Annotated in this window: 13 protein-coding genes; 12 read left to right on the forward strand and 1 reads right to left on the reverse strand. The window is 72.0% G+C overall.

Annotation, left to right across the window (positions count from 1 at the left end):
* Nucleotides 1-173, reverse strand: a 173-nt coding sequence (locus AC32QD_RS12235) for an FAD-dependent oxidoreductase (RefSeq protein ID WP_492010816.1), incomplete at its 3' end; no start/stop codon positions are given.
* Between the two features lie 151 nt (nt 174-324).
* On the opposite strand from AC32QD_RS12235, the gene AC32QD_RS12240 reads away from it, so the two are divergent.
* The 12 genes from AC32QD_RS12240 to AC32QD_RS12295 all read left to right on the forward strand — a co-directional run bounded on the left by AC32QD_RS12240 (nt 325) and on the right by AC32QD_RS12295 (nt 11,906).
* Nucleotides 325-1,149, forward strand: coding sequence for a uracil-DNA glycosylase (locus AC32QD_RS12240; RefSeq protein WP_492010785.1), 825 nt, complete (start codon nt 325-327; stop codon nt 1,147-1,149).
* A 7-nt stretch (nt 1,150-1,156) separates the two neighbouring features.
* Entirely contained in the window at nt 1,157-1,747 is a 591-nt protein-coding gene (locus AC32QD_RS12245) for a metallophosphoesterase family protein (RefSeq protein WP_492010786.1), read from the forward strand.
* Between the two features lies 1 nt (nt 1,748).
* Nucleotides 1,749-2,291: a molybdenum cofactor biosynthesis protein B gene (gene moaB, locus AC32QD_RS12250; RefSeq protein ID WP_492010787.1), complete on the forward strand. Its 543-nt coding sequence runs from the start codon at nt 1,749-1,751 to the stop codon at nt 2,289-2,291.
* 68 nt (nt 2,292-2,359) lie between these two features.
* Nucleotides 2,360-2,752 (forward strand): Hpt domain-containing protein, encoded by a 393-nt coding sequence (locus tag AC32QD_RS12255; protein ID WP_492010788.1) that lies wholly within the window; start codon nt 2,360-2,362, stop codon nt 2,750-2,752.
* A gap of 83 nt (nt 2,753-2,835) precedes the next feature.
* Entirely contained in the window at nt 2,836-4,233 is a 1,398-nt protein-coding gene (locus AC32QD_RS12260) for a leucyl aminopeptidase family protein (protein WP_492010789.1), read from the forward strand.
* Between the two features lie 8 nt (nt 4,234-4,241).
* Nucleotides 4,242-5,102 carry a C40 family peptidase gene (locus AC32QD_RS12265; protein ID WP_492010790.1) on the forward strand — a complete coding sequence of 287 codons (861 nt, stop codon included), beginning with the start codon at nt 4,242-4,244 and terminating at the stop codon, nt 5,100-5,102.
* A 74-nt stretch (nt 5,103-5,176) separates the two neighbouring features.
* A complete protein-coding gene (locus tag AC32QD_RS12270) occupies nt 5,177-6,415 on the forward strand; it encodes a lytic murein transglycosylase (protein WP_492010791.1) in 1,239 nt (412 codons plus the stop codon).
* The gene (locus AC32QD_RS12275; protein WP_492010792.1) at nt 6,412-7,353 is read left to right on the forward strand and encodes a cation diffusion facilitator family transporter; all 942 of its coding nucleotides are present in this window, start codon (nt 6,412-6,414) and stop codon (nt 7,351-7,353) included. The genes AC32QD_RS12270 and AC32QD_RS12275 overlap by 4 nt, the downstream gene beginning before the upstream one ends.
* Before the next feature lie 169 nt (nt 7,354-7,522).
* Nucleotides 7,523-7,903 carry a hypothetical protein gene (locus AC32QD_RS12280; RefSeq protein WP_492010793.1) on the forward strand — a complete coding sequence of 127 codons (381 nt, stop codon included), beginning with the start codon at nt 7,523-7,525 and terminating at the stop codon, nt 7,901-7,903.
* A gap of 259 nt (nt 7,904-8,162) precedes the next feature.
* A complete protein-coding gene (locus AC32QD_RS12285) occupies nt 8,163-10,652 on the forward strand; it encodes a GcvT family protein (protein ID WP_492010794.1) in 2,490 nt (829 codons plus the stop codon).
* Nucleotides 10,653-10,935: 283 nt separating this feature from the next.
* On the forward strand, nt 10,936-11,406 hold the full coding sequence (locus AC32QD_RS12290; RefSeq protein WP_492010795.1) for a PaaI family thioesterase: 471 nt from the start codon (nt 10,936-10,938) through the stop codon (nt 11,404-11,406).
* Nucleotides 11,403-11,906 (forward strand): PaaI family thioesterase, encoded by a 504-nt coding sequence (locus AC32QD_RS12295; protein ID WP_492010796.1) that lies wholly within the window; start codon nt 11,403-11,405, stop codon nt 11,904-11,906. Before AC32QD_RS12290 ends, AC32QD_RS12295 begins: the two co-directional genes overlap by 4 nt.
* Nucleotides 11,907-12,089: the final 183 nt, after the last annotated feature.

Below are 12,089 nucleotides of genomic sequence, written 5' to 3' on the forward strand. Positions count from 1 at the left end.
GAGAGGATGTGGGCGCCGACCTCGGAGCCCTTCTCCAGCACCACGACCGAGACCTCGTCGCCGCCGAGCTGCTTGAGCTGGATCGCCGCGGACAGCCCGGCGGGCCCGGCGCCGACGATCACGACGTCGTAGTCCATCGACTCGCGCTCGACCGCGTTGCGTTCCTCGGCCATGGCTCGCATCTCCCCTTGGCCGGGGCGGACCCCGGCATATTGCCGCTGGGCCCGAGCCTATCGCGCGGCTCCGATCAGCGTCAACGAAGAGCCGGCGCGTGACGGCGGCGCCGCGGGGGGGTAGGTTTCGGCCATGGCGGATTCACCCGACATGACCCGAGCCATGCGCGAGGCGCTGGCCTTCCAGCTCGAGCTCGGCGCCGACGAGGCGATCGGCGAGACGCCCCGCGACCGCTTTGCCGAGTCCGCTGCCGCAGAGCGCACGCCGCCCAGGGCCGTGCCGCCGAAGGCTGTGCCGGCGAACCCCGGGCCGGCCCCCGCGCGGCCGGGCGCCACGGTCGGGCAGGGGCGCGAGGACTGGCAGGCGGCGAGCGAGCTGGCCCGCGCGGCAAACACGCTCGACGAGTTGGCCAAGGCGATGCGCGGCTTCGAGGGCTCGCCGCTCAGGCTGTCCGCGCGCAACCTGGTGTTCGCCGACGGCCTGCCCGGCGCCCGCGTCATGGTGATCGGCGAGGCGCCGGGCGGCGACGAGGACCGGCAGGGCAAGCCGTTCGTCGGCCGCGCCGGGCAGCTGCTCGACCGCATGCTGGCGGCGATCGGGCTGGCGCGCACGGCGCCCGCGCCCGAGAATGCGGCCTACATCACCAACATCCTGCCCTGGCGTCCGCCGGGCAACCGCACGCCGAGCGAATCGGAGGTGCTGCTGTTCCTGCCCTTCGTCCTCCGCCATATCGAGCTGGCCGGGCCGGATTTCATCCTGGCGCTGGGCGGCACCTCGGCCAAGGCGCTGATGGAGACCAGCACCGGCATCAAGCGCCTGCGCGGGCGCTTGGTGCGGCACGGGCCCTCCGGTCTGCCGCTGATGCCGACCTTCCACCCCGCCTATCTCCTGCGCCAGCCGGCGGACAAGCGGCTGGCCTGGCGCGACCTGCTGAGCCTGCGCGCCGCGCTCGACGGCGAGATGCCCGACATCTGAGGAGCCCATGACCCGCGTTCTTGCCTTCTCCGACATGCACCGCTCGCGCCGCTGCGCCGCCGAGATCGTGGCCGCCGCGGCCGAAGCCGACCTTGTGATCGGGGCTGGCGACTTCGCCACCATGCGCGAGGGGCTGGCCGGGGCGATGGCGCTGCTTGCGCCGATCGAGGACAAGCTGGTCTGCGTGTCGGGCAACGCGGAGAGCGTGGACGAGCTGCGCGCCGCCACCGGCGCCACAGTGCTGCACGGCGAGGCGGCCGTGAGCGCTGGCGTGCGCCTGTTCGGCCTCGGCTGCGCCGTGCCGACCACCCCTTTCGGTGCCTGGTCGTGCGACCTGACCGAGGCCGAGGCCGAGGCGCTGCTGGCGGGGCTGGAGCCGGTGGACATCCTGGTCTCGCACTCGCCGCCCAAGGGCGTGGCGGACCGCACCTCGGCCGGCGTATCGGTGGGCTCGGAGGCCGTGCGCGAGGCGATCGAGCGGGCCCAGCCGCGTCTGTGCCTGTGCGGGCACATCCACGATTCCTGGGGCGAGTCCGGCACCATCGGGGTCACCGAGGTGCACAATCTCGGCCCCCGCGCGCACTGGTTCGAGGTCTGAGATGAGCCGCATCGACGAGAGCCGTGCCTTCGTGCCCGTCAACATCGCCGTGCTGACCGTCTCCGACACGCGGGCCGCGGCGGACGACCGCTCGGGCGACACGCTAGTCGAGCGGCTGAACGCGGCCGGGCACCGGCTGGCGGCGCGGGCCATGGTGCGCGACGAGCGGGAGGCGATCGCGGTCCAGCTTCGGCAATGGGTCGCCGATCCGGGCATCGACGTGATTCTCAGCACCGGGGGTACCGGGCTCACCGGCCGCGACGTCACGGTCGAGGCCCACCGCGATGTCTACGAGAAGGAGATCGAGGCCTTCGCCATCGTCTTCACCCAGGTCTCGATGGCCAAGATCGGCACCTCGGCCGTGCAGAGCCGGGCCTGCGGCGGGGTGGCGGGCGGCACCTACCTGTTCGCGCTGCCGGGCTCGCCCGGCGCGTGCAAGGACGCCTGGGACGAGATCCTGAAATTCCAGCTCGACTATCGCCACATGCCGTGCAACTTCGTCGAGATCATGCCCCGGCTGGACGAGCACATGCGGCGCAAGTGAGCGCGGGAGGGATTGGTTAACCAGCCGGTGCCATGCTGGGCCCGTTTTCCCGTTCTCGCGGAGGGCCCATGTTCCAGCGCCGACCCGCCGAGCCCGAGCGGCCGACGCTCGACAGCGGCCATCTTGCCCGGCTCCAGGCTCACCTCGGGCCCGGGCCGCTGGCCGAGCTAGTCGCCGACGCGCTCATCAGCCTCTCCGACCGGATCAAGCGGCTGGGCGAACTGGAGCGCGACGACGATCCGGAGGCGGTCGCTCGGCTGGCCCACGATCTCGTTGGCATGGCGGGCAATCTCGGGCTGAAGCGGCTCGCGGCGGCGGCCGTCGAGCTGGAGCGCGAGGCGCGGCATGGCGCGCCGCCGGCGATGATGGCCGAGTCGGCGGCGGTGCGCCGGCACGGCATCGAGGCGGCAGATGCGCTGCGCCGCCATCTCGCGCGGCTTTCCGGCCCCGATCCCTCCTAGCTCGCCCGGCCGGGCTTGTATCGCGGCGCAGGCTCGATAGGCTCGGAGGCGCCGGGCAACCGCGGCCATGCGGAGGACCATCCATGAGCAACGAGAGCGGCGCAAGCGGGGCGCAGGGCGCAGCGGTGCCGATTCGCCTGGTGGCGTCCGACGAGCTCGAGTCGCTGCTCGTCGCCATGGCGCCGGCCGAGGCCGCATGGGTGCGCGCAAACGGCTTCAAGGCGAGCGCGGGCAGCTGGCTCGCCCTGCCCGGCGCCGACGGCGCCATCGCGCGCGTCCTCGTGGGCCTGGGCAGCGCCGAGGAGCGCCGCCGGGAACGCCTGCATCTGGGCACCTTCGCGCGCGCGGCGCCGGCTGGGCGCTACCGGCTCGAGAACGCGCTCGAGCCCGCCGACGCCGAGCAGGCGGCGCTGGCCTGGCGGCTCGGGCGCTACCGCTTCGAGCGTTACAAGGCGGGGGAGCACGCGGCGGCGGAGCTGGAGACGCCCGCGGGCGTCGAGGCGGGCCGGCTGGCGCGCATCGTCGAGGGGGTGATGCTGGCCCGCGACCTGATCAACACCCCGGCCAACGACATGGGCCCCGAGGCGCTGGAGCAGGCCGTGCGCGCGCTTGCGCGCGAGCACGGGGCCGACGTGGCGGTGACCACCGGCGAGGCGCTGATCGGGGCCGACCTGCCGCTGATCCACGCTGTCGGGCGCGCCGGCGCCGAAGCGCCCCGCCTGATCGACCTCAGCTGGGGCAGCGCCGCCGCGCCGAAGGTAACGCTGGTCGGCAAGGGGGTGTGCTTCGACACCGGCGGGCTCAATCTCAAGCCCGGCGCCTCCATGGAGCTGATGAAGAAGGACATGGGCGGGGCGGCCACCCTCATGGGGCTGGCGCACATGGTGATGGGGCTGGGGCTGCCGGTGCGGTTGCGCCTGCTGATCCCGGCGGTGGAGAACGCGGTCTCGTCGGGGTCCTTCCGGCCCGGCGACATCCTGCGCTCGCGCAAGGGCCTGACAGTGGAGATCGGCAACACCGACGCCGAGGGCCGGCTGGTGCTGGCCGACGCGCTGGCGCTCGCGGCCGAGGACGCGCCGGCGCTGACCATCGACATGGCGACGCTGACCGGCGCGGCGCGGGTGGCGCTGGGGCCCGACCTGCCCCCCTTCTTCACCGACGACGAGGCGCGGGCGGCCGAGCTGGCGGCGGCCTCGGCGCGGGTCGCCGACCCGCTTTGGCGCCTGCCGCTGTGGCCCGCCTACGAGGGCGAGATCGAGCCCGGGATCGCCGATCTCGACAACGCGCCGCGGGGGGGATTCGCCGGGGCGATCACCGCGGCGCTGTTCCTCAAGCGCTTCGCGGGCCAGGGCCCCTGGGCGCATTTCGACATCTATGGCTGGACGCCGAAGCCCCGGCCCGGGCGGCCCAAGGGGGGCGAGTGCCAGGCGGCGCGCGCCGTGCTCGCCGTGCTCGAGGCCCGCTACGGACGCAGCGCATGAGGTAGCCCATGAACGCGGACCCGCGTCGCACCCCGGTCCGACCCGACCTCGCCGCGGCCCATCTGCGGGAAGAGGTCGAAGCCGGGCGCCATGCCGAGCCGACGCGGCTGGTGGTCGCGCTGCCGGTGGCGCCGCTGACGCGGACCGCCGAGGCCGAGGCGCCGATGCAGAGCCAGCTGCTCTACGGCGAGGGCTTCGCCGTCTACGAGCACGACGGCGAATGGGCCTGGGGGCAGGCCGAGGCGGATGGCTATGTCGGCTATCTGCCGCGCGCCGCGCTGGCGCCGGCGGGCGAGCCGGCGAGCCATCGCGTCGGCGCGCTGTTCACCCATGTCTACCCGGCGCCCTCGCTCAAGGCACGGCCGCTGGGCTGGCTGACATATGGCGCACTGGTTGCGGTTGCGGGCGTCGAGGCCGGATTTGCGCATCTGGCCGCCGGCGGGCACATCCCGGTGCGGCACCTGGTGCCGCGCGCCCACCACGCGGCGAACTGGGTGGCCGAGGCCGAGCGTTTCACGGGCATGCCCTATCTGTGGGGCGGCCGGGCGCCAACCGGGCTCGACTGCTCGGGGCTGGTCCAGATCGCCCTGGCGGCGGCCGGGCGGCCCTGCCCGCGCGACACCGACATGCAGGAGGACGAGCTCGGCCGGCCGCTCGAGCCGGACATGCCGCCGGCACGCGGCGACCTGGTGTTCTGGAGTGACCATGTCGGCATCATGCTCGACGGCAGGCGCATGCTCCATGCCAACGCGCACCACATGACCGTGGCCGCCGAGCCGCTGGAGGAGGCGCGGGCGCGCATCCAGGCGGTGGGCGGCGGGCCGACAACGCGCATCGCACGCCTCGACGGGGCGGCGGAGCGGGGCTAGATTTCGTGCCGGATCGCAACCAAGAGGGTGGGACGATGAAGCGGGGGGCTTTGTGGATCGCGCGAGCCGGACTGGTGGGTCTGCTGCTGGCACCTGCCGGCTGTGCCAGCGCGGGCAGCGAGCCCGCCGCTACCCCGCGCCCGCCCGAGAAGGCTGACAGCGTGGCGACGCAGGCGAGCTTTGCCCAGTGGCGCGCGGGCTTCCGCCACCAGGCCCTGGCCGCGGGCATCTCGGCCAAGGTCTTCGACGCCGCCTTCGCCGGAGTCGAGCCCAATCCGCGGGTGATCGAGCTCGACCGCTATCAGCCCGAGTTCGTGCGGCCGATCTGGGAGTATCTCGACCGGGCCGTCTCGGCCAAGCGCATCGCGGACGGGCGCGCGCAGGCGGCGGCGCACGCGGACACGCTGCGCAAGATCGAGGCGCGCTTCGGCGTCGACTCCGGCGTGGTCGTGGCCATCTGGGGCATCGAGACCGCCTATGGCCAGAACCTGGGCTCGTTTTCGGTGATCGAGAGCCTCGCCACGCTGGCCTTCGAGGGGCGGCGGCGCGCCTTCGCCGAGCAGCAGCTGATCGCGGCGCTGAAGATCATCCAGGAGGGCGATGTGACGCCAGCGCGCATGGTCGGCTCCTGGGCCGGGGCGATGGGGCACACACAGTTCATCCCCACCAGCTTCGAGACCTACGCCGTGGACCTTTCAGGCGACGGGCACCGCGACGTCTGGTCCTCGAACCCGGCCGACGCGCTGGCCTCGACGGCGAACTACCTGTCGCGATTCGGCTGGCAGAAGGGCGCGCCGACGGTGATCGAGGTGACGCTTCCCAAGGGCTTCGACTACGGCCTGGCCGACGATTCGACGCGGCGCACGGCGGCCCAGTGGCAGGCGCTGGGCGTTCGGGCCAAGCGCACGAACTTGGTGCCCTCGGAGGCCATTTCGCTGCTGCTGCCGGCGGGTGCGAAGGGGCCGGCCTTCGCGGTCTATCCGAACTTCCGGGTGATCCGGCACTACAACAACGCCACCTCCTACGCGCTGGCGGTGGCGCTGCTGGCGGCCGAGGTCGACCCCGCGATGCGGTTCGGGCTGACCACGGCGCTGAACTGGCCGCGCGGCGAGCGGCCGCTGTCGCGCGCCGAGACGCAGGAGCTGCAGCGCCGGCTGACCGCCCTGGGCTATCCGACGCAGGGCGTCGACGGCATCGTCGGGCCGAACACCCGCGAGGCCATACGCCGCTTCCAGGCGCAGGCGGGGCTGACGCCGGACGGGTACGTCTCGGCCTCGCTGCTCGCGCGCGTGCGCGCCGCGGCAGGCGGGTGAGCGCCGCGCCGCCCGGCCCTGACCGCCGCGCGGAGATCCGGCTCAACCTGTCGGCCGGCGCCGCGGCGATCAGCGTCGCCGTGGTGCTGGTCGCGGCGAAGAGCTGGGCCTGTGCGGCCACCGGGTCGCTGGCCGTCGCTGCCAGCCTGATCGATTCGGCGCTCGATCTGGTGGTCTCGGTGGCGAACCTTGCCGCGATCCTCTACGCGGCCAAGCCGGCCGACGAGGACCATCCCTTCGGCCACCACTCGATCGAGGACATCGCGGCGATGGCGCAGGCGGTGCTGGTGGGGCTCGCCGGGGCGGCGCTGGGCTGGCGCGGCATCGAGCGGCTGCTGACCCCCCAGCCACTGGCGGCCGAGGCCGAGGGGATCGCCGTGATGGCGGTCTCGATCGGGCTGACCGGCGGGCTGGTCTGGTGGCAGCGCCGGGTGGCACGGCAAACGGGCTCGAAGGTGGTGGAGGCCGATTCGCTGCACTACCTGTCGGACTTCCTGACCGCGGGGGCCGGCATCGTGGCGCTGACCGCCTCGGCGCTGTTCGGGCTGGTGCTGGTCGACTCCGCGGTGTCGCTGGTGGCGGCGGCGGTGCTGCTGCGCGGGGCGGTCAAGATCGGCGGCGGCGCCTTCGGCGCGCTGATGGACCGCCAGGCCCCGGCCGAAGTCGAGCGCCGCATCGCGGCGATCGTCGGCGAGTTCCCCGAGATCCGTGGCTTCCACGACCTCAAGACCCGCGTCTCGGGCGCCCGCACCTTCGTGCAGATCCACATCGAGCTCGAGGGCGGACAGACGCTGCACGAGGCGCATGCCATCGGCGCGCGGCTGCGGCGGCGCATCCTCGCGGCGGTGCCGCGCTCGGAGGTGATCGTGCACAAGGACCCCGTGCACAAGGACCCCGTGCACAAGGACCGGGTGCGCCGGAATGGCCCGACCGGCTGAGGACGCGCCGCGCGGCGAGCCTGTCCCTGCCTGCCTGCAAGGGCCCTGCGGCAGCGTGCTCGCGGGATTCATCGGGTGCACCCCTGGCCGCGACAATCCGACGCCCGCGGAACAGTGAAGCGACGGCAGGCGTTACCCCTGCAGTCGAAACGCAACACAGGAGGTTCAGATGGTTCGCAGCCTCAAGCTCGCAATACCGGCCGCCCTCGTTGCGCTGTCCTTCGCGACGGCGAACGCCGCCGTCATGCCGAACGGGTCGCTGGCGCAGCAGTTCCAGGCCAAGCGCGACATCGTGCAGATGTCCAAGCAGATCTACGGGCCCACTGCGGTCTTCAACAGCGGCCAGAAAATCCCCGCGAGCGTCAACCGTGAACTCGCCGAGGGCTTCAAGCTGCCCGCCGCGGCACCGGTTTCCCCGGTTCCGGCGGCGATGGCCGGCAAGCTGCCGCATACCCAGCCGGACACGCACTGGGTCCGCGTCGGTCAGCACCTCATCGAGCTGACGCCCGACAACACCATCGTCATGGGGGTCTACGACGTCCTGCCGTGACGCGCGGGTGAGCGACGTCACGCATGCCGCACCAGCGGCATGAACCGCGCCGGCGCCGCCGCGAGATTCGCGGCGGCGCCGTTTTTTAATCCGCTCGCATCAGACGCGGAAGCACTGCGCGAGCGGCGCCGCCGAGGCCGCGCGCTCCCGGCGATGTCGCATCGAGGCGGGGCAAGGTCGCTCGACCCGATGCAGGCGCTTGGGCTTGCCGCGAGATTGCGCGTAGATTCGCGAGACTCGCCATGAATGGGGACGGACCATGAGAACGCACGCGCGGGCGGTAGTAGTGGGCGGCGGCGCGATCGGCTGCTCGATCGCCTATCACCTGGCCAAGGCCGGCTGGACGGACACGGTGCTGCTCGAGCGCGACGAGCTGACCTGCGGCTCGACCTGGCACGCCGCCGGGCTGCTGCCGCTGTTCAACATGAGCTACGCGGTCAGCCACATCCACGACTACTCGGTCAAGCTCTACAAGGCGCTCGAGGCCGAGACCGGGCTCAATGCCGGCTTCTCGGTGGTCGGCAACCTGCGCATGGCGCAGACCAGCGACCGCATGGACGAGTACATGCTCTACGCCTCGACCGCCGAGACCACGGGGATCCCGGTCGAGTGGCTCACCCCCGAGGACATCAAGCGCCGCTGGCCGCTGGTGCGCACCGACGACCTGAAGGGCGCGATCTATCACCCCGACGACGGCTACATAAACCCCGCCGACGTGACCCAGGCGATGGCGCGCGGCGCCCGCCAGCAAGGCGTCGAGATCGTGCGCAAGGCCCAGGTCGACGCGTTCGAGAGGACGGGTGGCGAGTGGCTGGTCAAGGGCCGGATCATGGCCGAGAAAGGCGGCAACCTGGTGCCGACCGAGGAGAGCTTCGAGATCCGCTGCGAGCACGTGGTCACGGCCACCGGAAACCACGCGCTGCGCACGGCGGCGATGATCGGGCTGACCATCCCGGCGATCCCCGTGGAGCACCAGTACATCGTCACCGAGCCCGACCCGGCGCTGGTCGAGTGGCGCAAGCAGAACCCCGAGCACCCGGTGCTGCGCGACGCCGACGCCAAGTGGTACGTGCGCGAGGAGCGCGGCGGCTGGATCCTGGGGCCCTATGAGTGGGGCGCGCCGGCGCGCTTTGTCTTCGGCGTGCCGGACTCGTTCCGCGCCGACCTGTTCCCCCTCGATCTCGAGCGGATCGAGGAGGAGTACATGTCGATGATCCACCGCATTCCCTCGACCGAGCCGCTGGGGCTGAAGGACGATTTCAACGGGCCGATCTCCTACACGCCCGACGGCAACCCGCTGGTCGGCCCGGCGCCGGGGGTGGAGAACTTCTGGTTTGCCGAGGGCTTTTCCTTCGGCATCACCGCAGCCGGCGGCACCGGGCACTACCTGGCGCAGATCATGACCGGGGGCGAGGCCGAGATCGACATGTGGTCGCTCGACCCGCGCCGCTTCGGCCGCTGGATGAACCGCGAATACGCGGCGCGCAAGAACGAGGAGGCCTATGCACACGTCTACATCCTGCACCACCCCGACGAGGAGCGCCCGGCCTGCCGGCCGCTGCGCACCACGCCGTGCTACGAGCGGATGGCCGAGCGCGGCGCCCAGTTCGGCACCGTGAACGGCTGGGAGCGGCCGAACTACTTCGCGCCCAAGGGCTTCGACGACCACGACGCGCGCAGCTTCCGCCGCGGCGGCTGGTGGCAGTACACCCACGCGGAGGCCAAGGCGGTGCGCGAGGGCGTCGGCCTGTTCGACGCCTCGGCGTTTACCAAGCACATGGTGAAGGGGCCGGGGGCGACCCGCTTCCTCGACTGGCTGACCTGCAACCGGCTGCCGCGGGTGGGCCGCACCAGCCTGACCTACGCCCTGACGGACGCCGGCACCATCCGCACCGAGCTGACCATCCTGCGCCTCGCCGAGGACGAGTACTACTGCGTCACCTCGGGCGCGGCGCAGCTCTATGATTCGGACTACCTGATGAAGCAGGCCGCGGCCAAGCGCGGCGAGTTCGGCTGGATCGAGGTCTGGGACGTCTCGACCCAGTGGGGCGTCCTGGCCATCGCCGGGCCGAAGTCGCGCGAGGTGCTGCGGCCGCTGGTGGTCGACGCCGAGCCCGAGACGGCGCTGTCGAACAAGCGCTTCCCCTGGCTGTCGGGCCGCAGGCTCGACCTCAAGATGTGCCCCACGACCGCGATCCGCGTCGCCTATACGGGCGAGCTGGGCTGGGAGCTGCACCACCCGATGGAGATGCAGAACTACCTGTTCGACCGGCTGATGGAGGCGGGCGAGGAGGCGGGCCTCAAGCTGTTCGGGGCGCGGGCGCAGAACTGGCTAAGGCAGGAGAAGTCCTACCGCGCCTTCGGCTCGGATCTGGGCCGCGACGCGACGCCGCTCGAGAGCAACTTCGACCGCTTCGTCGATACCTCGAAGGACTTCCGCGGCAAGCGGGCGATGGAGGAGACGGGTATCCGCGCCTCCTGCGTCACCCTGCTGATCGACGGGCCCGAGGACGCCGATCCCTGGGGCCGCGAGGCGCTGGAGCACGAGGGCAAGCATATCGGCCGGCTGACCTCGGGCGGCCATTCGGTGGCCTTCGGTAAGCAGATCGGCATCGGCTATGTCCGGCCCGACCTGGCCAAGCCGGGGCAGAAGCTCAAGCTGCGCATGTTCCGCGAGCTGTGGGACGCCGAGGTGGTAGAGGAGAGCCCCTACGATCCGAAGAACGAGCGCATCCGCGTCGACGGGTGAGCGTGGGGAAAGTCGTTCGATGCGGGGCGCGCCGGGTGCTCCGCATCGGCCTGGCAGGCTTGTGCACATTGCACAGAGCGATAACATATTGATTTTGCAGTAATTCTAATTTGCACATGTGCGCGCATGCCTTTCCTGGCTGCTAGACCGGGCGAGACCGCGTGGCCGCGAAGTGCTGCGGCGTGGCGCGCGCCGCTTTGGCAGGAGCGAGAACGGGCGCGTTTCGGCGGGTGACAAGGGCAGCCTGAGCGCGCTAGGAGAGGGCCTTGCCGCGGAGAGCGCCATGACCGACACGGACGAGGACAGCCCGGACCTGCACGCCACGGCGCCCGTGCCCGAGGCCGAGGGCGCGCTGATGACCGGCCTGCCGTTCAGCCGCGAGCTGGGCATGCGGCTGCACGAGGCGAAGGACGGCGTCTCGGTGTGCTCGGTGCCCTACGATGCGCGCCTGGTGGGCGACCCCGAGACCGGGGTGCTGCATGGCGGCGTGGTCACGGCGCTGCTGGATACCGCCTGCGGCTGGGCGGTGATGGCGGCGCCGGCGCCGATCCGCTCGACCGCGACGCTCGATCTGCGCATCGACTACATGCGCCCGGCGCGCGCCGGCGAGACCGTGTTCGCGCGCGCCGAGTGCTACCGGCTGACCCGCTCGATCGCGTTTGCCAGGGCGGTGGCCTATCAGGCCGACCCGGCCGACCCGGTGGCGACCGCGCAGGGGGCCTTCATGCTGGAGCGCAGGGAGCCGGACAAATGAGCGGGACCCTGCCCGACGCCGCCGAGCGGCAGGCCACCCGGGACCGGGCCTTGTCGGCGCTGACCCAGGCGGTGCCCTACAACCGCCTGCTGGGCGTGCGCTTCGACCGGCTGGGCGACGAGCTGACCGGGCGCCTGTCCTTCCGCGAGATGCTGGTGGGCAACCCGCTGCTGCCGGCGCTGCACGGCGGGGTGACCGGCTCGTTCCTCGAGATCACGGCGCTGATGCAGCTGGCCTGGGAGCAGGTGCTGGCACAGATGGCCGAGGGCGGCGAGGCGGCGGCCGAGATCGCCGCGGGACGGTTTCCGTCGATGCCGAAGACCATCGACATCGCCGTGGACTACCTGCGCTCGGGCCGCCCGCGCGAGACCTTCGCCCGCGCCACGGTGCAGAAGGCGGGCCGGCGGGTGGCGCATCTTCATGTCGAGGCCTGGCAGGACAACCGCGCGCGCCCCATCGCCATGCTGCGGGGCAACTTCCTGATGCCCTCCCATCACTGATTCGCGCGCCAGCGGCGCCCGATTTGCGACTGACGGGGCGGACCGTGGCCCATGCCGCATCCCTCGCCACCGCCAAGGCCGGATCGGCGGGAACGACGTAGCCGGTTGATGCCGTTGCCGGCTTCCGACTCGTCCCCGAAGTTCACAACCCGTTGTCCACAAGAAATTTGCAGCGGTCAGCGA

This window comes from Thermohalobaculum sp., from assembly GCF_058622915.1.

Bases quoted from the DNA above. Each gene is read 5' to 3' on its own strand.
- AC32QD_RS12285 (WP_492010794.1), top strand. From the start codon at position 8,163: ATGAGAACGCACGCGCGGGCGGTAGTAGTGGGCGGCGGCGCGATCGGC.
- AC32QD_RS12295 (WP_492010796.1), top strand. From the start codon at position 11,403: ATGAGCGGGACCCTGCCCGACGCCGCCGAGCGGCAGGCCACCCGGGAC.
- moaB (WP_492010787.1), top strand. From the start codon at position 1,749: ATGAGCCGCATCGACGAGAGCCGTGCCTTCGTGCCCGTCAACATCGCC.
- AC32QD_RS12255 (WP_492010788.1), top strand. From the start codon at position 2,360: ATGTTCCAGCGCCGACCCGCCGAGCCCGAGCGGCCGACGCTCGACAGC.
- AC32QD_RS12240 (WP_492010785.1), top strand. From the start codon at position 325: ATGACCCGAGCCATGCGCGAGGCGCTGGCCTTCCAGCTCGAGCTCGGC.
- AC32QD_RS12280 (WP_492010793.1), top strand. From the start codon at position 7,523: ATGGTTCGCAGCCTCAAGCTCGCAATACCGGCCGCCCTCGTTGCGCTG.
- AC32QD_RS12290 (WP_492010795.1), top strand. From the start codon at position 10,936: ATGACCGACACGGACGAGGACAGCCCGGACCTGCACGCCACGGCGCCC.
- AC32QD_RS12260 (WP_492010789.1), top strand. From the start codon at position 2,836: ATGAGCAACGAGAGCGGCGCAAGCGGGGCGCAGGGCGCAGCGGTGCCG.
- AC32QD_RS12265 (WP_492010790.1), top strand. From the start codon at position 4,242: ATGAACGCGGACCCGCGTCGCACCCCGGTCCGACCCGACCTCGCCGCG.
- AC32QD_RS12245 (WP_492010786.1), top strand. From the start codon at position 1,157: ATGACCCGCGTTCTTGCCTTCTCCGACATGCACCGCTCGCGCCGCTGC.